This is a genomic window from Vibrio sp. QJM3NY_26, from assembly GCF_057786005.1.
This window is the reverse complement of record NZ_CM173515.1, coordinates 935343-958777: the sequence shown is the minus strand read 5'-3', so window position 1 is coordinate 958777 and position 23435 is coordinate 935343. Positions and strand designations below refer to the sequence as shown.

Genomic DNA, 23435 nt, shown 5'->3' with positions numbered 1-23435 from the left:
ATTAGTCTTCCTTACCGTTAGATTTTGTACCCGACTCGTTCGCCTTGTTTTGCTTAGTCGAATCCAATACCGCTGTCGCGTCTTCATCAGAACCCGCTAACACATCAGCTTTCAATGCATCCAGCTCTTCTTCGGCTTCATGGCCTGCAATCATGCGGTCAAGCTTGCCCGTCGCCACTTGATAAGCGATTTGGATGAATCGGAACGTCAGCATTGCCATACCAATCGGCAGCGCCATATAAGGAATAAAACGTGGCAGTTTCTCGTATCGCTCGCCTTCATTCAGCCAGTCGGCAAGAAACTGAAGCATCTCTGGCATTGGAATATCATCGGTTTCATACCAAGCTCGTTCGGTCGCGAACGGGTACCAGTAATTCCAAGAACCGATAAGAAGTAGGATAGAAAAGGCCAAGCAGCTTGTAACGGCGATTAACGCATACACTTTACGTAGCTTTTCTGGGGCAAGGTTAATAATGACATCAACGCCAATGTGGAAGTGTTTTTTAACGCCATAAGATGCGCCCACTAACACCATCCAAGCGAACATGAACACCGTCAGTTCTAATGCCCACAAGATATTGCCATTGAATGCGTATCGAAATACCACATTGGCAAAAGTAAGTAGCGTCATTGCGCCAAGGAAAAATGCGATTAATGACTCTTCAATCACATCCGTAACTCTTCCGACTTTGGAAAAAAGAGAGGTATCCAGTGCTGATTCGCTAGAATTTGGTTGTTCCATTTGAGGATTATCCATAATTGACTCCGCTTATAGTTATTTTAATAAGGAGTGGCGAAATGCACGCCACTCCCTTAGCGGTGTTATTGGTTTGAAGCTAACGCTGCATCGATAAGGTCTGAACCGATGTCTTTTTCAAACTTCTTCCATACTGGTTGAAGTGCAGCTACCCATGCTTCACGCTGTTCAGGCGTAAGTGTACGAACCTCACCACCGGCTTCGATGATATTATTTTTGTTCGCTAGATTAACTTTTGAAGATTCTGCATTACGTGTTTCAGAGACTTCTTGAACGATAGTACCAAGCTGTGTACGTACATCTTCAGGTAGGTCTTTCCAGAAGTCGTTTGACGTTACAACTAGGTAATCCAAGATGCCGTGATTGGTTTCAGTTACGCCGTCTTGTACTTCAAAGAACTTCTTACCGTAGATGTTTGACCATGTGTTCTCTTGGCCATCGATAACCTTAGTTTGCAGACCGCCGTATACTTCTTTAAAAGACATCTTCTGTGGGTTAGCACCTAGTTGCTCAAACTGAGCCACCAATACGTCTGATGCTTGAACACGGAATTTCAAACCTTCCGCATCTTCAGGGTTGATAAGAGGTTTATTCGCCGACATCTGTTTCATGCCATTGTGCCAAAACGCTAGACCTTGTAAGCCACGACGCTTCATTGCATTCTTCAGTTTTTCGCCTGACTCCGAGTTTTGGAAACGGTCAACAGCTTCTACATCTTCAAATAGGAAAGGAAGGTCAAAAATGCGGTATTTCTTAGTGAACTTCTCAAATTTAGACAACGATGGCGCCGCCATTTGAACATCACCATTTAACAGGGCTTCCAGTACCTTATTATCATCGTAAAGTGTTGAGTTAGGGAAAACTTGCATACAAGCTTTGCCGTTCATTTCCGTGTTTACTCGCTCTTCTAGTAAAGAAGCAGCAATGCCTTTCGGGTGCTTATCAGTATTGGTTACGTGACTGAACTTAATCACAATTTCACCAGGGTCACAGTTTGCAGCAGCATTAAAGCTTGTGAGCGCCAGAGCAGATACAGACAGCAGGGTAAGAGGCTTAAACATTATTATTCTCCTTAGTAAACAAAGCAGCCCATCAATGGGAACTGCGTGCTTTCATTAAGGCAATTAGCGCGCCACATTGAAACAAGGCATTAACAACCCTTTAACCATAAGGCTTCATGAGATCTGCCTGTAGTAGTCGCCAACTCGCTGCAAAAATTAATGGGTGGGAAGTGACACATAGAATATTTGTAAATGGGTGGAAGCTGACCAACGTATTAGTAATGAATGAGGCCAAATGAGGTCTGACCAAAAGCGAGTTTGGCTATGATGCCTTGAAGTAATTTCAACCTATCCTGTAAAGTGCTGCACAACTTAGCCAGATTTACCACTTCACTACTTAACAAGAGTTGATACCAATGAGTCAGATCTACCATCACCCAGTACAAATTTACTATGAAGATACCGATCACTCAGGTGTGGTTTATCACCCTAACTTTCTAAAGTACTTTGAGCGTGCACGCGAGCATGTATTGGGCAGCGATAAACTGGCAACCTTGTGGAACGAGCATGGACTGGGGTTTGCGGTGTATAAAGCCAACATGACTTTTCAAGATGGAGTTGAGTTCGCTGAGATCTGCGACATCCGAACCTCTTTTGAACTCGATGGAAAATACAAAACGCTATGGCGACAAGAAGTGTGGCGCAAAGATGCAACTAAGCCTGCGGTGATTGGTGATATCGAAATGGTTTGCCTAGATAAAGACAAGCAACTGCAGCCAGTGCCTGCCGAAGTATTAAAAGCGATGCTTGGCGAAACGAGCTAACTTCACCTCACCAAACTAGCTTAAAAGAGATGAGACAACGAAAAGGTTCTCATCTCTATCTGCATGGGTAGCAAATTTCCACCAAGAGTCACGGCAAAACGGTACTGGTCATCTAATCGACCCAAGCAACATTGCCAATCTGTAGAAATATCGTCTTCTTGAGCAGAATCCAAATCCAACCCAATCCCGCTATGTAGCTTGATTTCGCTATACAACCCTGTTTGAAAGCCTGACGTTCTGAGTTCCAATGTCTTGTTAGTCAAGCTAGAGAAATCAAACGAAAAGCTTCGCAACGATGTCGCTAGCCCCTTGCCCGTCGCTTTGATGTACGACTCTTTCAATGCCCACAGATCGAAAAAACGCTCTCTCTGTTCTTCTTTGTTGAGTTCAAGTAAATCCGTAAGTTCTGCATCTGAAAAATAGTGCTTCATGATCGAATCGATATTGGTCGAGCTTCTTGCATGCTCGATATCTACACCTAGTTGAAGTAGTTGTCCTTGGAATTGGCAAACTGCGATCAACAAATGCTCTTGGCTATGGCTTATATTGAAATTCAATCCCGTTTTAATTTGTTGTTCTGTAATTAGGCTTGGCTTACCTTTCTCGCCATATTCAAACCGCCACTCTTCTGGCCTCAAATCAGAATAGCAAGACAACACCTTTCTTAGATAGTTACGAACGTACAAAGCTTGAACCTGAGATGAGGGCATTCGATAGCGATCAACTTTGGCTATCTCATCCATAGTGAGTCTCTGTTTTAAGTACGACACGCTATCGATATCATCATGTAAATCACTCAGAGAGCAAAGCCACAAATCCACAATCGGTATTCCCATATCTCTAGCACTCATTTATTCAAACCACTCTCATCAAGCTATCAAAAAAACATCAAAACGAACAAATTTAACTCACCTATGATTTGCTATAAACATAGAGAAATCGGGAAGGAAACATCCTTCATATGAGGGCTTGGAATTTGATTTTAAAATAATAACAAATTAAAACACAGATCACACTCAGCCTTGTTAAACAGTCATCTATTAAACCTTACTTACAAAAACCTGACATAGATCTCATCAAGCCAAAAAATAGAGTATAAACACTAAAAAACAATTCATACCCATTAAATATCAATAAGTTAAATACAATAAAAATACAAAAATTAAAAACACACTCGATTCATCTGGTCTGAACAGATCATAGTGGCCGCTGGGAGCATTGTATCAACTACTCACCTCGGGTAGCCTGCTCAACCATTAAACAAATTCACACGTTTTTTTTGCGGATACCTGCTTTGCACAAAAGCAGTACTTTGGACAGGATTTTAATGGACATGACCCTCACATTCGAATGCCCTCTTCGCGCATGAAACACGTTCTCAACTCCCGCAAGTCAATGTACTTCGCACACCCTATTTCAGTTAGGTGGCCTACTTTTGGCAACCTTACTCTTCAGCTGCGTTTGCCCAAGTCTGTTTCAGATTTATTTTCGATCCATTTAGAAACGCAGCCTCAAAACACGACATCGCCCTCAGTGATTTCAAGTGGAGACTCATAATGAGCCAACCCGAAAAAAATACACCGGAATCAGTCGACGACACTCGACTCAATAAACGCCTTAAAGATATGCCAGTTGCTATCGTTGGTATGGCAAGCATGTTTGCGAACTCCCGTTACTTAAATAAGTTCTGGGATTTGATCAGTGAAAAGATCGATGCAATTACCGAAGTACCAGATACGCACTGGCGTCCAGAAGATTACTACGATGCAGATCGTACTACGCCAGACAAGTCTTATTGTAAGCGCGGTGGTTTCATCCCTGAAGTGGACTTCAACCCAATGGAGTTCGGCCTTCCGCCAAATATCCTAGAACTGACTGATACATCACAGCTACTTTCTCTGATCGTTGCAAAAGAAGTGCTTGAAGATGCCAAGCTGCCTGAAGGCTACGATCGCGATAAGATCGGTATTACGCTCGGTGTTGGTGGTGGTCAAAAGATCGCTCAAAGCCTAAATGCTCGTCTGCAATACCCTGTTTTGAAAAAAGTATTCAAGAGCAGTGGCATCAACGACGAAGACAGCGAAATGCTGATCAAAAAATTCCAAGACCAATACATCCACTGGGAAGAGAACTCCTTCCCTGGTTCGTTGGGTAACGTAATTTCAGGTCGTATCGCTAACCGCTTTGACCTTGGTGGCATCAACTGTGTGGTAGATGCTGCGTGTGCAGGTTCTCTAGCCGCAATGCGCATGGCTCTTAGTGAGCTGGTTGAAGGCCGCAGTGAAATGATGATCACAGGTGGTGTGTGTACTGATAACTCGCCAACCATGTACATGAGCTTCTCTAAAACACCTGCATTTACCACCAATGAAACCATTCAACCTTTCGACATCGACTCAAAAGGCATGATGATTGGTGAAGGTATTGGCATGGTTGCTCTTAAGCGTCTTGAAGATGCTGAACGCGACGGCGACAGAATCTACTCAGTAATTAAAGGTGTGGGTTCTTCTTCGGACGGTAAGTTCAAGAGTATTTACGCGCCTCGCCCTGAAGGACAAGCAAAGGCACTAAAGCGTGCTTACGATGATGCAGGTTTCGCACCGCACACGCTTGGTCTTTTAGAGGCGCACGGCACAGGTACAGCTGCCGGAGATGTAGCTGAATTTGGTGGCCTAAACTCAGTATTCAGTGAGAACAATGAAGAGAAGCAACACATTGCGTTAGGCTCTGTGAAATCTCAAATTGGTCACACTAAATCAACCGCAGGTACAGCAGGTTTAATCAAAGCTGCATTGGCTTTACACCACAAAGTGCTGCCGCCAACGATCAACGTATCAGCTCCGAATCCTAAGTTGGATATCGAGAACTCACCGTTTTACCTAAACACACAAACGCGTCCTTGGATGAAACGTGTCGACGGTACACCGCGCCGTGCAGGTATCAGCTCATTTGGTTTTGGTGGCACTAACTTCCACGTAGTAATGGAAGAATACACACCAGAACACGCTCGCGGTGACAAATACCGTCAGCGCCAAGTTCCGCAAACTCTGTTATTCAGCGCAGAATCTCGTCAAGCACTGATCAATGAACTCAAGCAGGTTTCAACTCAAGCTGCAGACGCTGCGTTCAAACTGGAAACGCTTGCTGAGCAACACGCTCTACGTGAAGTTAACGCTAAGCATGCTCGTATTGGTTTAGTCGTGACTGACCAAGCAGACCTTCAAACGCAACTGACTCAAGCGGTTTCTATGCTTGAAAGCCAAACCAAAGCACATTGGCAGATGCCAAACGGTACTAGCTACCGTGAATCGGCACTGATTGCTGAAAACGGTGCAGGTAAAGTGGCAGCGCTATTTGCAGGTCAAGGTTCGCAATACCTGAACATGGGCCGCGAGCTTGCTTGTCATTACCCTGAAATGCGCCAACAGCTTGCTCAAGCGGATCAAGTATTTGGTCAGCACAAGAAAACGGCTCTGTCGCAAATTCTGTTCCCAATTCCAACCTTCACACCAGAAGCAACCAAAGCTCAAGAAGCAGTGTTAACCAACACGGCCAATGCGCAAAGTGCGATTGGTACGGTGTCTATGGGTCAGTTCGACATCATGACTCAAGCTGGCTTCAAAGCCGACATGGTGGCAGGTCATAGCTTTGGTGAACTAAGTGCACTATGTGCATCGGGTGTTATCTCGCAAGACGATTACTACCAGCTAGCTTTCGCTCGTGGCGATGCAATGGCAGCAACACCTGAACAAGGCGACAGCGGTACTATGTTTGCGGTCATCTTAGACGCAGACAAGCTTCCAGCCGTTGAAAGCTGCATCAGCCAATTCGAAGGCGTGAGCATTGCCAACTACAACGCTCCGACTCAACTGGTTATTGCAGGTCCAACTGCGACGGTTCAACAAGCAGCACAAGCGCTAACAGAACAAGGCTTCAAAGCGATTGCTCTGCCAGTGTCTGGTGCTTTCCACACACCGCTTGTTGCTCACGCTCAAAAACCATTTGCTTCTGCAATTGATAAAGCTTCATTCAGCGCTCCAACGCTGCCGCTTTACTCAAACGCAACGGGCAAACTGCACAGCAAAGACGCGAAAGCGATTAAGAAAGCATTCAAACAGCACATGCTGCAATCGGTTCGTTTCAGCGAGCAAATTGAAGCGATGTATGAAGCCGGTGCGCGTGTATTCGTTGAGTTCGGTCCGAAGAACATTCTTCAAAAGCTGGTTGAGAAAACATTGGCTGATAAGAACGAAGAGCTTTACGCAATCAGCATCAACCCAAGCCCTAAAGGCGACAGTGACCAACAGCTTCGTTTAGCTGCGGTTCAACTGTGCGTGGCAGGTGTTTCATTAGACAACATTGACCCTTACCAAGCTGACATTGCTGAACCTGCAAAGGCATCACCAATGAACATCAAGCTGAATGCAACCAACTACATCAGCCCTGCTACTCGTAAGAAAATGGATCAATCACTGGCTTCGGGCAACGTCACCGAAAAAACTGAGATTGTTGAAGTGAAAGTTGAAGTCGAGAAAATCGTGGAAAAAGAAGTGATCAAAACAGAAATCGTTGAAGTACATGTGCCTGCTCCTCAAGCTTCAAATGTACAACAATCAGTTGCAGCACCAAGTGCACAAGTAGTAACAGCAGCTCAGCAGCCTCAAGTGACGCAACCTGCACCAGCGACTATTCAGCCAACAGCTCAAGTAACAGTTGATGAATATTCACTGCAATCGTTCTTCAATGCTCAACAACAAGCAGCAGAAGTACATCAGCAGTTCCTTGCGATTCCTCAACAATACGGTGACACGTTCAATACCCTAATGTCTGAGCAAGCGAAAATGGCAACAGCAGGCGTAGCAATTCCTGAGAACCTACAACGTTCTATGGAAATGTTCCACCAGCACCAAGCAGAGACGCTAAAAGCGCACGCTCATTACCTAGAGATGCAAGCGCACAGCAACAACTCAGCACTTAATATGCTGACGCAAGGTTCAGCCGAAACAGCACAACCAACCTTCGTTGCGCCAGTAAATGCTCAGCCAGCGATTCAAGCTCCAGCTACTCAAACGACTCCAGCAGCTATCGTCCAACAGCCTGTAGCTCAAGTACAAACTGCTCCTGTACAAGCTCAGTCGGTTCAAGCAGCACCAGTTCAAAATACAACAGTTCAGCAAGCTCCAGTCCAGAAAGCCGTTCCTGCACCACAAGTAGCCGCTCAAGCAGCAGCACCGGTTGCAGCTCAGCCTGTGCCAGTTAAAGCGCAACCGGCTCCAGTGGTTGCACCAGTAGCAGTACAATCAGCCGATGCTGAAAAAGTGATGCTAGAAGTGGTCGCTGAGAAAACGGGTTACCCAACGGAGATGCTTGATCTAGAAATGGACATGGAAGCAGACCTTGGTATCGACTCAATCAAGCGCGTAGAGATCCTTGGTACCGTTCAAGACGAAATGCCGAACCTACCTGAGCTGAACCCTGAAGATTTAGCTGAGTGTCGTACTCTTGGTGAAATCGTTACCTACATGAACAGCAAGATGCCTTCTGGAGTTTCAATTAATGAAGCTGCACCAGTTCAAGCAGCTGCTGTAGCTAATGGCCTTGATGCAAAAGTCGTTCAACAAACCATGCTAGAAGTGGTTGCTGAGAAGACAGGTTACCCAACGGAAATGCTTGATCTAGAAATGGATATGGAAGCAGACCTTGGTATCGACTCAATCAAGCGTGTTGAGATTCTTGGTACAGTTCAAGATGAACTGCCTACTCTTCCAGAGCTGAACCCTGAAGACTTAGCTGAGTGTCGCACTCTTGGCGAAATCGTTAACTACATGAACAGTAAACTTCCGGCTTCTGCACCAGTTGCAGCACAAACGGAAGTAGTTGCTCCAGCAGCAGCTAACAATGGACTAGATGCAGCTGTTGTTCAGAAGACGATGTTAGAAGTGGTAGCAGAGAAGACGGGCTACCCGACTGAAATGCTAGATCTAGCAATGGATATGGAAGCTGACCTTGGTATCGATTCAATCAAGCGTGTTGAAATTCTAGGTACGGTTCAAGACGAGCTACCGACTCTTCCAGAGCTAAACCCTGAAGACTTAGCTGAATGTCGCACTCTAGGCGAAATTGTTGACTACATGAACAGTAAGCTTCCAGCTTCTGCTCCAGTAGCAGCTCAAGCATCTGCACCAGCGCAAGCAGTATCAAACGGTTTAAACGCAGAACAAGTTCAAAGCACAATGCTGAGCGTAGTGGCTGATAAAACAGGCTACCCAACAGAAATGCTCGACCTAGCAATGGACATGGAAGCAGACCTTGGCATCGACTCAATCAAACGTGTTGAGATCCTTGGAACAGTTCAAGACCAGCTACCAACATTGCCAGAGCTGAACCCTGAAGATTTGGCTGAGTGTCGTACTCTGGGTGAAATCGTTGCTTACATGAATACTAAAGGCATGAATAGTAAGCTAGGCGCTACTGCTACTACGAGTACAGAAGTCGCTGCAGCAACTGTAGAAAGCGCGAGCAACGACCTAAACCCTGCTCATGTTCAATCAACCATGATGGAAGTGGTTGCCGATAAAACTGGCTACCCAGCAGAAATGCTCGACCTAGCGATGGACATGGAAGCAGACCTTGGTATCGACTCTATCAAACGCGTTGAGATCCTAGGTACAGTTCAAGACCAGCTACCAACGCTGCCAGAACTAAACCCTGAAGACCTAGCTGAGTGTCGTACGCTTGGTGAAATCGTTACTTACATGCAAAGCAAGCTATCCGCTGCTGCACCCGTAGCGACTCCAAAAGCTGAGTCAGTAACGCCTATCGCAGAAACAGCAACAGCGGAACTACCTCCACACAATGAGGTAGCGCTAAAAAAGCTACCAGCGGCAGATAAACTCGTCGATTGTTTCTCAAAAGACGCTTGTGTCGTGATCACAGATGATGGTCACAACGCTGGTGTTCTAGCAGAGAAGTTGACCGCTAACGGCATTCAAGTTGCTGTAGTGCGTAGTGCTCTTTCTGCCGCGTCACCTTTAAACAGTGAAATCGCAAGCTACACACTTAACAGTATCGATGATGCTGGTGTGACAGCTGTGATTAACGACATCGAAGCAGACCTTAAAACGTCGAACAAAGTGATTGCTGGCTTCATTCACCTACAAGCTATCGTTGATGCAAAACAAAGCAACGAGCAAGCGGTTAACTTGAATGCAGATTCAAGAGCTTCGCTAACCACAGCGTTCTTGTTCGCGAAGCACCTAAATGGCCAACTGAATGCTGCTTCTGGTCGCAGCGTGTTCTTCACGCTAAGCCGTATCGATGGTGGCTTTGGTTACCTAGATACTAAGCAATTAGCGAACGCAGAACTTAACCAAGCCGCGTTGTCTGGTCTCACTAAGACACTGAGCCATGAATGGTCAAACGTGTTCTGCCGCGCATTGGATGCTGACGCTTCGATTGATGCTCGTCATCTAGCTGAAGCTTTCACAGGTGAACTGTTCGATATCGATACCAACACGGTTGAAATCGGCCTTAGCCATGCGGAAAACGGTGAATCTGGTCGTGCAACACTGATTGCGACAACACCAGGCGTTGCACAAACTAAAAACACAGGCGCTCAACTCACCAAGAGCGACAAAGTTCTCGTAACTGGTGGCGCTAAAGGCGTGACGTTTGAATGTGCACTGACGCTTGCTAAGCAATGTAAATCTCATTTCATTCTTGCAGGTCGTAGTAAGCATATTACTTCAGCTGAGCTACCTCAGTGGGCAAAAGGTAAGCAAGAGAAAGAGCTAAAACCAGCGGCTATCGCTCACCTACAAGCAACAGGTGACAAACCAACGCCTAAGAAAGTTGATACCTTGCTAAAACCGGTATTGAGCAGCCTTGAAATCAACGCAGCACTTGCCGCTTTCAACGAGATTGGCGCGAGCGCTGAATACCTAAGCCTAGATGTATCGAACCATGAGTCAGTAGCGAAAACGCTGGCGAATTTCGAAGGCATCACGGGGCTTATCCACGGTGCAGGCGTACTGGCTGACAAACACATTCAAGATAAAACGCTTGATGAACTGAACATGGTTTACGGCACGAAAGTGGGCGGACTAGAAGCAGTTCTTGGTGGTCTTGATAGCAGCAAGCTAAAACTGATTGCGATGTTCTCTTCGGCGGCGGGTTTCTACGGAAACACAGGCCAAAGTGACTACTCAATGTCTAACGAGATCCTGAACAAAGCGGCTCTACAGCTGTCTGCTCGCAACCCTCAAGCTAAAGTGATGAGCTTCAATTGGGGACCGTGGGACGGTGGCATGGTCAACGCAGCACTGAAACGCATGTTTACAGAGCGTGGTGTGTACGTGATTCCTCTTCAGGCGGGTGCAGAGCTATTTAGTTCTCAACTACTGGACGAAACTGGCATTCAATTGCTGGTTGGTACGAGCATGCAAGGTTCTGACAACAAGGAAGCTGCTGTAAAAAAGCTTAATGCGGAGTCTGTGCATCTTGCAAAGAGTCCGCTGAATACAAGCATCACTGTGACACGTCATCTTGATCCAAAGGCATTGCCTTTCATTCAAGATCACTGCATTGCCGGTAACCCAGTGTTACCGACAGTGTGTGCCATCCAATGGATGCGTGAAGTCGCAGAGCAACTGTTAGGGGTGAACGTTAGCGTTCACAACTACAAACTGCTGAAAGGTGTGATTTTTGATACCGATGAAGTGCAAGAGCTGAAACTGGTTCTTTCTTCTGATGCTAAATCAAAAGATCAGCTAAAAGCGGTGATCAGTTGCCAAGGGCGACCACAGTATCAAGCTCAGTTGCAAGTTGCCTCTGTGCAAGTGTCTGAAGATGTTCAACAAGCGTCAGTAAAACGCTTTGAGGCCAACACTTCAGCACCTGTAACAACGGCACAAGCTCTATACAGTGACGGCACTCTGTTTCATGGACCAAGATTGCAAGGTATTACCTCAGTCGAACGCTTTGACGACTTAGGTTTATTGGCTCAATGCCAGTTGCCTCAGATTGAAAACAGCGACTGCGGAGCATTTATTCCTAAGCAAGGCTTTGGCGATAGCCAGCCATTTGCTGAAGATTATCTGTTGCAAGCCATGTTGGTATGGGCTCGATTGAAATACGGCGCGGCAAGCCTACCGTCTGCAATCGGTGAGTTTATTTGTTACGCACCGATGCACGATGGTGACCAAGGTTGGCTAGAGCTGAGCGTGATAAAAAGCACGGCTCGTTCGCTGCAAGCTGATATCTCGCTTTACCACCAAGATGGTCGTTTAAGCGCAGTAATGAAAGGTGCAAAAGTCACCATCAGCAAGAGCTTAAACGACGCATTTTTGCCGAAGTCTAGCTCAGCAGTATCGAAGAAAGAGGCGACTAAGAACCCAGAAAAGGAGCAATTGTCATAGTGACTGTTCCTTCTAATAAAGCGATGCCATTGCGCATCGCTCTTTTAGCTCAGCCAGCAAACGCGGCTGAGCTTTCTGCCGACTTATGCCCCTCGTTCCCAGACATGATGACTGTTGTGGTTGATGGCAATTTTAATCAAGCACTTAGCCGAGCGATTGAGACTGTAAATCAAGGCAGTGCTGTTAAACTCTGTTTGGGTTCTCACTCACCATCATTGTTGATGTTAAGTGCGCTGAATGCTGCTCAGAATAAGATCCACCCACACGCGAATTTAGCGGGCTTTGCCGAAACTCTCGATCTAAATAATGGAGATAGCGTTCAGCTTGCTCTAGAGATGTCACGCCGCCCCGCTTCAGATATAAGCCATCAACAACAATACTCAACCCTATCTGCGTCGCAGCAGTTTAATGAGTTGTTGAATATGATTGAGGCGATATCGAGCCGTTCATTACCTAACCATTACTGGTTCACTGAGCCGAACAAAGCACGTGTTGCTGCGTTAACTTTCAGTGATGATAGCCAAAAAGCCACCAGCCTGATATTGATTCAAGCGACCGGTTTGCGCGAACCAAAACCATTGCTATCGAGCGAGCGTTTGATGTTTGTGGTTTCAGGCAATGACCAAGCTCAATTGGTTTCTCAGTTAACCTCGTTAAGAGAAGAACTTAAATGCATTAGCGAATCGGCAGACCGTGAACTTGCTATCGCCACCTTGATGCATTCAAACCTAAGCCACTTTCAAAGCGTTCAGCACAATGTTGACCTTGGCGCGAACATCGTGATTCAGGCCGCTTCAATTGAGGCTGCACTACAAGAAATCACTGCGCTAGAAAATGCGCTGCCAAAAGTAATGGCTGACAATAGCCAATACAAAACGCCAGCGGGCAGTTGTTTCTCACCGATGCCTCAAAGCAAAGGTGGCGTTGCATTTGTTTACCCTGGTGTTGGCACGGTTTATCCCGGTATGTTGCGCGAATTTCACCACCATTTCCCACAGTTGTTTGCTCGTTTAGAACGCGAAGGTAACTTGAAAGAGATGCTGCAGGCCGACAAAACCTACGCTGAAGACGCGCAAGAAATGTCGCTCAGTGAATTGGCCATTGCAGGTGTGGGCAGTAGTTATCTGTTAACACAACTGCTATGTGATGAATTCAAAGTGCAGCCTGACTTCGCCTTGGGTTACTCCAAGGGTGAAGCCTCCATGTGGGCCAGCTTAAATGTTTGGAAAAAACCACATGCGCTGATCGAGATGACTCAAACTAGCCCTATTTTCACCACGGCTATTTCTGGCGAACTCACCGCAGTACGTCAAGATTGGCAGTTAAACGGCGACGAAAGCATCCAATGGAATAGCTTTGTGGTTCGCAGTGATGCACAAGCGATTGAGGCTCTGTTACCAGAATTCCCACGCGCTTATCTCGCTATCATCCAAGGCGACACTTGCGTACTGGCCGGTTGTGAAACCACCTGTCGCGCACTACTCAAAAAACTAGGTAAACGTGGCATTGCCGCGAACCGTGTTACCGCAATGCACACCACACCAGCATTGAGTCAACATAGCCAAGTGCGTGAGTTTTACACTCAACCACTGTTCGACGAATTGCCAAAGCATATCCGCTTTATCAGCGCAGCAGGTCTACCGACTGGCACACCAATCAATATCGACAGCGACAGCATCGCCCTTTCGATTGCCGACACTTTCTGTTCAACGCTGGATTTCACCGCGTTGATCCAAAGTGCGCGTCAGCAAGGTGCTCGCCTGTTTGTCGAAGTAGGTGCCGATCGTCAAACCAGCACATTGATCGACAAGATCAATCGTAGCGACAACGTAGCCGACCAGTACTGCACAATCGCTTCCAATGCCAAAGGCGGTGACGATGTTGTCACGCTCATCAAGTGCATTGGTCAGCTCATTACTCATCAAATTCCATTGTCTGTCGAGCCACTTATTCAAGGGCTAGAACAACAGATCACCGCCGCTAAGCAATTACGTGGTGTGTCTCAAGGCAGCGCAGTGAATCATCAAGGAGAGCTAGTATGAGTTCTCAATCGAAACCATCTCAATATAAATATCAGGCTCAAAACAAACAGCAAGTGAAGTGCAATAAGATCGCGATTGTCGGTATTGCGAACCAATACCCCGAAGCTGATACGCCAAAAGATTTTTGGCAAAACTTGCTGGATAAAAAAGATTCTCGAACCACATTAAGCGCTGAAAAGTTAGGTGCTAAACCTGAAAGCTATCAGGGCGTGCAAGGTGAGTCAGACCGCTTTTACTGTGACAAAGGCGGCTACATTGAAAACTTCAATTTCGATAGCAATGGCTACCGCTTAACAGCAGAATCATTTAACGGCGTAGATCAAAGCTTCCTATGGGCTTTGGACACCAGTCGTAAGGCGTTAGTCGACGCAGGCATTAATTTAAATGCCGATGTTTTAGAGCGCACAGGCGTGATCATGGGTGCCCTTTCGTTCCCAACCACACGCTCAAACGACTTGTTTCTGCCGATGTATCACTCGGTGGTCGAGAAAGCACTTAAAGATAAATTGGCTAATGACCAGTTTTCACTGCTACCAACCAATGAAACTGCGCAAAACCTCAACCCGATCAACGGTGCAGCTGCACATAACGCCTCTAAATTAGTGGCTGATGCATTGGGTCTAGGCAACGTGCAACTTAGCCTAGATGCGGCATGTGCAAGTTCAGTGTATTCATTGAAGTTAGCCTGTGATTACTTGAATACAGGCAAAGCCGACATGATGTTGGCAGGCGCGGTATCCGGTGCTGACCCATTCTTTATCAACATGGGTTTTTCCATCTTCCACGCTTACCCTGACCACGGTGTGTCGGTTCCGTTTGATAGCAACAGTAAAGGTTTGTTTGCTGGCGAAGGTGCTGGTGTTTTAGTCCTAAAACGCTTAGCTGATGCAGAGCGTGATGGCGATAATATTTACGCAGTTGTCAGCGGTATTGGCTTGTCGAACGATGGCCGTGGCCAGTTCGTATTAAGCCCAAATAGCAAGGGACAAGTCCAAGCCTTTGAACGCGCTTACGAGGCTTCAAACCTAACACCAGACAGCATTGAAGTGATTGAATGTCACGCAACCGGCACACCATTAGGTGACAAGGTTGAGTTAACCTCAATGGAGCGTTTCTTTGCTGACAAATTGAATGGTTCTAACCCGCCATTGATTGGCTCTGCTAAGTCCAACCTCGGTCACTTACTGACTGCGGCAGGTATGCCAGGGATCATGAAGATGATCTTTGCGATGAAAGAAGGCGTGCTTCCTCCAAGTATTAATTTGGACAAGCCACTATCATCGCCTGAAGGTTTATTTGGATCACAGACTCTGCCAACGCAGGTTCAACCTTGGCCAAGTAAAGCAGGTAACCAAGAGCGCTGTGCGGGTGTTTCTGTATTTGGTTTCGGAGGTTGTAACGCACACTTACTACTTGAAGCGTATTCAGATAAGAGTCATATAAACCAAACTCTAGAGTCAGCGTCTCCAAGCCTACAGCCGTCTAATTTAAGCATTACTGGCCTCGCGTCTCACTTCGGTTCTCTGCAAAGTATCAAGGCGCTAAGCACTGCCATTGAAACCAACAACGATGCTTTCATTGCTTTGCCTAAGAAACGCTGGAAAGGCTTAGACCAACATCCAGAACTGCTGAGTCAATTTGGTTTACACGGCATTCCAAACGGAGCGTACATCGATCAATTCGATCTCGATTTCCTACGCTTTAAAGTGCCGCCTAATGAAGATGACCGTTTGATCTCTCAGCAGTTGCTACTGATGAAAGTGGCAGACGAAGCCATCAAAGACGCCAAGCTCGTGGCAGGCCAAAAAGTTGCAGTACTGGTAGCGATGGAAACTGAGCTTGAGATGCACCAATTCCGTGGACGCGTAAACCTGCATAGCCAATTGGCTGACAGTTTTGCCAACATGGGTATTGAGCTAACACAAGACGAATACCAATCGCTAGAAACCATCGCGATGGACAGTGTGATGGACGCAGCCAAGCTGAACCAATACACCAGTTTCATCGGCAATATCATGGCTTCGCGTATCTCTTCATTGTGGGACTTTAACGGCCCTGCGTTTACGATTTCAGCCGCTGAACAGTCGGTTGCTCGTTGTATCGATGTCGCGCAAAACCTAATGTCGCAAGAATCCATGGACGCCGTCGTGATTGCAGCCGTTGACCTTAGCGGCAGTGCAGAACATGTGATTCTGAAGAACAGCGTGAGCCCAGTGTCACTTGCTCCAAAATTCGGACAACCGCAAGACGGCAGTTGGAATGTGGGTGAAGGCGCAGGTGCAATTGTTCTTGTTGAAGAAAACCGAGTAGCGAGCAACCAAGACACGGCTTACGGCAGTATCAATGCATTGGCCTTTGGCTCAAGCGAGCGTAACAACGCCGTTGTTGATGAGTTACTGACTCAAGTCGGTATGAGCTCGAACGATGTTTCTCTGCTTGAGCTTAACCATGCACCAGAGACTTCATCACACGAGCTTGTACCTCTCAACTTAGGGGTTACCAAGACGACTCAAGCGAGTCAACGTGTTGGTCATTGCTCCGCTGCTTCTGGCATGGCGAGCCTGCTACACGGTCTGCTCAACCTGAACCTTGCACCTCTGAATCCGAATGTCAGTTCTAAGAGCGCGATTGTTGTCAACATCAGCGAAGGACAATGTTCACAGCTGCTACTAAGCCAATCGAGTGTTGAATCTCAATCACTATCGGTTCGTTTAAGCAATGAACTCGCAAGCGATGCTAAACGTCAATTAGTTAAGCAAGTGACTCTAGGTGGTCGCGATATCTATCAACATATTGCCCAGACTCCAGTGACTAACTTAGCAACGATTCAACAGAAAGCTTCTGGTAAACAAGCAGCAAGAGTGGCGTCGGTTCCAACGACAGCAAATATGAAAGCAGCCCTTGCGCAAAAAGAGTTAGAGAAGAACGCATTAGCGCAGAACGCGGTAGAGCCAGTCATCGAAACTCCTACATCAGTATCCCCTACTCTGGCGCCAACGCGCCACAGTCAGCTAACAGGTAACCACAGCAATATGACTCATGTCCTATCCGCTAAAAATGGCGTATCGAATATCGACGCTAATACGGATGCAGCATCACAGCCGTCTGTAACACCACACAACCAAGCTTTTGCTCAAAACCAGCAAGCAGCGCCGCAAGTACACAAAGCATTCTTGCACACTCGCGCCCAAGGCATGCAAATGGCTGATGCGCTATTAAAAGCACAGCTAAACGCAGTGACATCTGGTTTAGATAGCAATGCCCTTTCTCAACAAACGATTGGTCAGCAAACATTAGCTCAGCCTGTTCAAGCTCAACCGGCTCAGGTTCAGTCAGAACCAGTCAACGTATTAGCGACGCCAGCACCAGTAAAACCTATCCGTAAACCATGTATCTGGGATTACGATGATTTGGTTGAATACGCTGAAGGCGACATCGCCAACGTATTTGGCCCTGATTACGCGATCATCGATAGCTACTCGCGCCGCGTTCGCTTACCAACCACCGACTACCTATTGGTATCTCGTGTGACTAAGCTCAACGCGACAGTGAACGAGTACAAGCCAAGCACAATGACCACAGAGTACGACATCGCAGTTGATGCGCCGTATCTTGTAGATGGCCAGATCCCTTGGGCTGTTGCAGTTGAATCTGGTCAATGTGACTTAATGCTGATCAGCTACTTAGGCATTGATTTTGAAAACAAAGGTGAGCGTGTTTATCGCCTGCTTGATTGTACCCTGACCTTCCTTGGCGACTTGCCTCGTGGTGGCGATACGCTGCGTTACGATATCTCAATCAACAACTTTGCTCGCAATGGCGACACGCTGCTGTTCTTCTTCTCGTACGAATGTTTCGTTGGCGACAAGATGATCCTGAAAATGGATAACGGCTGTGCGGGCTTCTTCACTGATGAAGAGCTAGCAGATGGCAAAGGTGTGATTCACACTGAAGATGAAATCAAGGCGCGTAAGCTTGCAACTAAGCAACGCTTCAACCCTATGTTGCACTGCCCTAAAACCCAGTTTAACCACCAAGAACTGCGTCATCTACTGACTGCCAACATTGCAGAATGTTTTGGCCCAACTCACCAATCCAATAGCCACCAGCCTTCTCTATGCTTCAGCTCAGAGAAGTTCATGATGATCGAAAAGGTTAGCCGTGTTGAACCGCAAGGCGGCACATGGGGACTTGGTCTGATTGAAGGTCACAAGCAGCTAGAGCCTGAGCACTGGTACTTCCCTTGTCACTTCAAAGATGACTCAGTAATGGCTGGCTCTTTGATGGCAGAAGGTTGTGGTCAACTGCTTCAATTCTTCATGATGCATCTTGGCATGCACACGCTTGTTCAAAATGGTCGTTTCCAACCTCTTGAAAATGCCCCTCAACAAGTGCGTTGTCGTGGTCAAGTTCTACCACAATCGGCAGAACTGACTTACCGCATGGAAGTAACTGAGATTGGTCTAAGCCCTCGCCCATACGCGAAAGCTAACATCGATATTTTGCTGAACGGCAAAGTGATTGTTGATTTCCAAAACTTGGGTGTGATGATCAAAGAAGACGACGAATGTACTCGTTACCTGCCTTCTTTAGAGACAACTGAAACCGTCAATCCAACTCTAAATGAAACGGTTATCACAACACCTGCGTTGCAGAATGAAGTTCAGCACATCGCTCAAACACCAGCGGTTAACCAACAGGCTTCAGCGAATGCACCATTAATGGCTCAAATTGAAGACCTAGCAACTGCACCAAACAAAGGTGTAATTCCACTTCAACACGTTGAAGCTCCGGTAACGCCTGATTACCCGAACCGCACGCCAGACACAGTTCCGTTCACGCCTTATCACATGTTCGAGTTCGCAACTGGCGATATCGAGAAATGTTTCGGTCCTGATTTCTCAATCTACCGTGGAATGATCCCACCACGTACTCCGTGTGGCGACTTGCAGCTAACTACACGTGTGGTTGAGATTGAAGGTAAACGTGGTGAATTCAAGAAACCATCTTCATGTATCGCTGAATACGAAGTGCCAGAAAACGCATGGTACTTTGATGAAAATAGCCACCAAACCTTGATGCCTTACTCGGTATTAATGGAGATTTCACTTCAGCCAAACGGCTTTATCTCTGGCTACATGGGCACAACACTGGGCTTCCCGGGTGAAGAGTTGTTTTTCCGTAACCTAGACGGCAGCGGCAAAATGCTACGCAATGTCGATTTACGTGGCAAAACCATCACCAACGATTCTCGTCTGCTTTCAACGGTAATGATGGGCACCAACATCGTACAGAGCTTCAGCTTCGAGCTAAGCACTGACGGCGTGCCGTTCTACCAAGGTACAGCGGTATTTGGTTACTTCAAAGGCGCAGCACTGAAAGACCAACTTGGTTTGGACAACGGTAAAGTGACTCACCCTTGGCACGTTGATAACAACCGCACACCGGATGTAAACATCAACCTGCTAGACAAAACGACGCGTTACTTCAATGCACCTATTTCTGCTACGGGTGAAGTGCAAGAGCACTACCAACTGGCAGGCGGTCGTTTGAACTTTATCGATACTGTGCAGATCACCAGCGATGGTGGTAAAGATGGCCTAGGTTACCTATACGCAGAGCGTACGATTGACCCGAGCGATTGGTTCTTCCAGTTCCACTTCCATCAAGATCCGGTAATGCCAGGTTCTCTAGGTGTCGAAGCGATCATCGAACTGATGCAAACCTATGCGCTAAACAAAGACCTTGGCGCTGGCTTCCGCAATCCGAAGTTTGGTCAAATCCAATCTGAAGTGAAATGGAAATATCGTGGTCAGATTAACCCTCTGAACAAACAGATGTCTCTGGATGTACACATCACTGCGATTAAAGACGAAGACGGTAAACGTATCATCGTTGGCGACGCAAACCTGAGTAAAGATGGCCTGCGTATTTACGAAGTGAAAGACATCGCGATTTGTATCGAAGAAGCCCCTGCTAGCGATAAAGCTTCTGGTATCAAGAAAGCATAAGCCGCCATTAGTGACAGAGACAGAGAACTAGGAAAGAATTTAGAATGACAACTCAAACTACAATCAATAACGAAAAGTTATCTCCGTGGCCTTGGCAAATCGAAGAGAGCACAACTCGCTTTGATAACGCAGCAATGTCGACAATATTGAAAGACTTAAGCCTTGCTTGTTACGTAGTGAACCACCCAGAAAAAGGCTTAGGCGTAAGCCAACAAGCAGAGATTGCATCAGGCGATTCAGCAAGCTCGGCGAACAGCCAACCGGTTAGCGCATTTGCTCCGGCTCTTGGTACACAAAGCTTAGGCGACGAAGATTTTCGTCGCTGCCACGGCGTGAAATACGCTTACTACGCGGGCGCAATGGCAAACGGCATTTCATCTGAAGAGTTGGTGATTGCCCTTGGTCAGGCTGGCATTCTTTGTTCATTTGGCGCGGCGGGCTTAATCCCGTCTCGCGTTGAACAAGCGATCAACCGTATTCAAGCAGCACTGCCAAACGGCCCTTATGCGTTTAATCTGATTCACAGCCCAAGCGAACCCGCTCTAGAGCGCGGCAGTGTAGAGCTGTTTTTGAAGCACAAAGTGAAAACGGTTGAGGCTTCTGCATTCTTAGGTTTAACACCGCAAATCGTTCACTACCGTGCCGCTGGCCTGAGCCGTGATGCACAAGGTGAGATTCAGATTGGCAACAAGGTTATTGCTAAGGTAAGCCGTACTGAAGTCGCAAGTAAGTTCATGCAGCCTGCTCCTGTGAAAATGCTGCAAGCTTTGGTTGATGAAGGCCGAATCACAGCAGAACAGATGGAACTGGCACAGCTGGTTCCTATGGCTGATGACATTACCGCAGAAGCCGATTCTGGTGGTCACACCGATAACCGTCCACTTGTCACACTGTTACCAACTATTCTTGCCCTGAAAGAGCAAATCCAAGCACAGTACCAATTCAAAACTCCGCTGCGCGTTGGTTGTGGTGGTGGCGTAGGTACGCCTGACGCTGCTCTAGCGACGTTTAACATGGGTGCTGCTTACATTGTTACGGGTTCAATCAACCAAGCGTGTGTTGAGGCTGGCGCGAGCGAACACACACGTAAGCTGCTTTCGACAACTGAAATGGCTGACGTGACTATGGCCCCGGCGGCCGACATGTTCGAAATGGGCGTGAAACTGCAAGTGGTTAAGCGTGGCACCTTATTCCCAATGCGTGCCAACAAACTGTATGAGCTATACACGCGTTACGACTCGATTGAAGCAATTCCAGTAGAAGAACGCCTGAAGCTTGAGAAGCAAGTTTTCCGTTCAACACTGGATGACATTTGGGCGGGGACTGTGGCGCACTTTAACGAGCGCGACCCTAAACAGATCGAACGTGCTGAAGGCAACCCAAAGCGTAAGATGGCGTTGATCTTCCGTTGGTACTTAGGGCTTTCTAGCCGTTGGTCAAACACCGGTGAACAAGGTCGTGAAATGGATTACCAAGTATGGGCTGGTCCGGCACTTGGCGCATTCAACGCATGGGCAAAAGACAGCTATTTAGATGATTACCAACAGCGTAATGCCGTTGATCTTGCTAAGCATCTGATGCACGGTGCGGCTTACTTAGCACGTGTTAACCTGCTGACTTCGCAAGGTATCAAGCTTGACCCAGAACTAGCACGTTGGAAGCCGACTCAAAGAATGGCGTAGGCATTTCAATACAGAGTTAATTAAGCTCAACGAATAAAAAAAGCGACCTTAACGGGTCGCTTTTCTTTTGGTCATTTTTCTTAAGCTAGCTAAAAGATTAAGAATTTTGCATACGCTTTTTCAGTCGCGCTAAATCAATGGCGCTTGAACGAACCGTTAATTTGATGTGTTCGTAGTCGTACTCTTCTTTAACCACACTCATGTTTGAGCGAATCTCACCGATGATGCCTTGTCCAGAATAAGGGATAGTGATCTCTTCTTCGATCATGCCTTCTTCAGCAACACCAACGATGTACTTGTGCAGTTTCGTGATATCTAACGGATCACGAGTCGACGTTAGCATCGCATCTGGGAATTCTTCGATCAGCTCTAATTGCTGTTCTTCAGTCAATCTATCGCACTTATTCAGCACTAATAGTTTTTCGCTACCTTCAACGCCCACTTGTGCTAATACGTCGTGTACGACATCAAGCTGAGCTCGAAACGAAACGTCAGACGCATCAACCACATACAAAAGCAGTGAAGCATCATGCGCTTCTGCTAGCGTTGAGTGGAATGAAGCAACCAGATCGTGTGGCAGTTTCTTGATGAAACCAACCGTGTCTGAAACCAAGATACGTGGCTGAGTAATTGGCTGAAGTGCACGAACCGTAGTATCTAGCGTTGCGAACAGTTTATCTTCACCCACCACTTCGGTTGCGGTCATTGCACGCATCATCGAAGACTTACCGGCATTGGTGTAGCCAACTAAAGCAACAGTGAAAAGCTCCGCGCGCCTTGTGCGTCTGGTCTTCATTTCATCTTGTACGCTTACTAGCTCACGCTTAAGCGCAGCAATTTGGTCACGTACGTTACGACGGTCTAGCTCTAGTGAAGTTTCACCTGCGCCCTGACCCATTTGACGCTCTTTATCACCCTCAGCCGTTTCACGCAGTCGTGGTACTAAGTAGTTTAGACGAGCGATATCAACTTGCAGACGAGCAGTACGAGTACGAGCGTGGCGGCTGAAGATTTCGATGATGATGCCAGTACGGTCAAATACTTCCACACCCAAACTCGCCTCAACAGTACGCATTTGAGATGGGCTTAAATCACAGTCAAATACCACAACATCAGCGGCACCGTATTGGAAGTTGCCCGTTGGAAGATCATCAAAATCTAGCTCATCGATTTCAGAACTAAAATCAAACGACTCATCAATAAAATCTTCATCTTCAGCTTCTTCAATAGAGCCTTGGTAACCAGTTAGATGTGCAATTTCGGCAAGCTTACCTGCACCCAACACATTCTGTCGTTGAGATGAGTTATGGTGCTGCGATTGAGTACCGACGACTTTAAACCCTAGGGTTGACACTAAGCGAGCAAGTTCGGCAAGAGACTCTTTTGCTTCGTCACCTTTAAAATCCGGTGTCGTAATAGAAATAAGTAAAGCGTTATTCGCCGCTGGTTTTGCTGTTAGTTTCATGTTTTATTCTGTCTATGCACCAAAGTGCAACCTAGTATTTGATCTAAAGTAGTGTGATCCTACGCGTTTCTACGTCAGCTTTATAGAGCTAAGGGATACTAAATCACGATATTATTGCAGTAGAAGCATATATATCGTTTACCCCTCTGTTTTTATAAGGAATAAAAAGCAAGTATAGACAACGAAAAAGACAGCATCACATTACTTATTACTAGTTGGTGATACTGCCTTTGATTT

9 protein-coding genes are annotated in these 23435 nt (G+C 46.7%); 5 read left to right on the top strand and 4 right to left on the bottom strand.

Translation table 11 applies throughout. The features are described from left to right. Position 1 precedes the first annotated feature (1 nt). Together AC3CH4_RS04250 and AC3CH4_RS04245 are read right to left on the bottom strand one after the other, a co-directional pair. Positions 2–757 carry a TRAP transporter small permease gene (locus AC3CH4_RS04250; protein WP_017073590.1) on the bottom strand — a complete coding sequence of 252 codons (756 nt, stop codon included), beginning with the start codon at positions 755–757 and terminating at the stop codon, positions 2–4. Positions 758–822: 65 nt separating this feature from the next. Then, entirely contained in the window at positions 823–1818 is a 996-nt protein-coding gene (locus tag AC3CH4_RS04245) for a TRAP transporter substrate-binding protein (protein WP_004736072.1), read from the bottom strand. A 356-nt stretch (positions 1819–2174) separates the two neighbouring features. On the opposite strand from AC3CH4_RS04245, the gene AC3CH4_RS04240 reads away from it, so the two are divergent. Next, complete coding sequence (locus AC3CH4_RS04240; RefSeq protein ID WP_009847292.1) at positions 2175–2582, top strand: thioesterase family protein; 408 nt, start codon at positions 2175–2177, stop codon at positions 2580–2582. Between the two features lie 20 nt (positions 2583–2602). Here the strand turns inward: AC3CH4_RS04240 and AC3CH4_RS04235 are convergent, their stop codons facing one another. Further along, positions 2603–3418, bottom strand: coding sequence for a 4'-phosphopantetheinyl transferase family protein (locus AC3CH4_RS04235; protein ID WP_488543615.1), 816 nt, complete (start codon positions 3416–3418; stop codon positions 2603–2605). A 720-nt stretch (positions 3419–4138) separates the two neighbouring features. Here AC3CH4_RS04235 and AC3CH4_RS04230 point away from each other — a divergent pair. The 4 genes from AC3CH4_RS04230 to pfaD are packed head-to-tail and all read left to right on the top strand — an operon-like array spanning position 4139 to position 21733. Then, the gene (locus tag AC3CH4_RS04230; protein WP_488543345.1) at positions 4139–11998 is read left to right on the top strand and encodes a phosphopantetheine-binding protein; all 7860 of its coding nucleotides are present in this window, start codon (positions 4139–4141) and stop codon (positions 11996–11998) included. After that, positions 11998–14040 carry a PfaB family protein gene (locus tag AC3CH4_RS04225; RefSeq protein WP_488543344.1) on the top strand — a complete coding sequence of 681 codons (2043 nt, stop codon included), beginning with the start codon at positions 11998–12000 and terminating at the stop codon, positions 14038–14040. Before AC3CH4_RS04230 ends, AC3CH4_RS04225 begins: the two co-directional genes overlap by 1 nt. After that, entirely contained in the window at positions 14037–20051 is a 6015-nt protein-coding gene (locus tag AC3CH4_RS04220) for a hotdog fold thioesterase (RefSeq protein WP_488543343.1), read from the top strand. The genes AC3CH4_RS04225 and AC3CH4_RS04220 overlap by 4 nt, the downstream gene beginning before the upstream one ends. A 44-nt stretch (positions 20052–20095) precedes the next feature. Next, positions 20096–21733 (top strand): eicosapentaenoate synthase subunit PfaD, encoded by a 1638-nt coding sequence (gene pfaD / locus AC3CH4_RS04215; RefSeq protein WP_048664270.1) that lies wholly within the window; start codon positions 20096–20098, stop codon positions 21731–21733. 97 nt (positions 21734–21830) lie between these two features. On the opposite strand, the gene hflX is transcribed toward pfaD, so the two are convergent. Continuing rightward, positions 21831–23198 carry a GTPase HflX gene (gene hflX / locus AC3CH4_RS04210; protein WP_017073597.1) on the bottom strand — a complete coding sequence of 456 codons (1368 nt, stop codon included), beginning with the start codon at positions 23196–23198 and terminating at the stop codon, positions 21831–21833. Between the last annotated feature and the right edge of the window lie 237 nt (positions 23199–23435).

Coding starts and splice junctions, on each gene's coding strand:
- AC3CH4_RS04240 (WP_009847292.1), top strand. CDS start 2,175: ATGAGTCAGATCTACCATCACCCAGTACAAATTTACTATGAAGATACC.
- AC3CH4_RS04220 (WP_488543343.1), top strand. CDS start 14,037: ATGAGTTCTCAATCGAAACCATCTCAATATAAATATCAGGCTCAAAAC.
- AC3CH4_RS04245 (WP_004736072.1), bottom strand. CDS start 1,818: ATGTTTAAGCCTCTTACCCTGCTGTCTGTATCTGCTCTGGCGCTCACA.
- hflX (WP_017073597.1), bottom strand. CDS start 23,198: ATGAAACTAACAGCAAAACCAGCGGCGAATAACGCTTTACTTATTTCT.
- AC3CH4_RS04235 (WP_488543615.1), bottom strand. CDS start 3,418: ATGGGAATACCGATTGTGGATTTGTGGCTTTGCTCTCTGAGTGATTTA.
- pfaD (WP_048664270.1), top strand. CDS start 20,096: ATGACAACTCAAACTACAATCAATAACGAAAAGTTATCTCCGTGGCCT.
- AC3CH4_RS04250 (WP_017073590.1), bottom strand. CDS start 757: ATGGATAATCCTCAAATGGAACAACCAAATTCTAGCGAATCAGCACTG.
- AC3CH4_RS04230 (WP_488543345.1), top strand. CDS start 4,139: ATGAGCCAACCCGAAAAAAATACACCGGAATCAGTCGACGACACTCGA.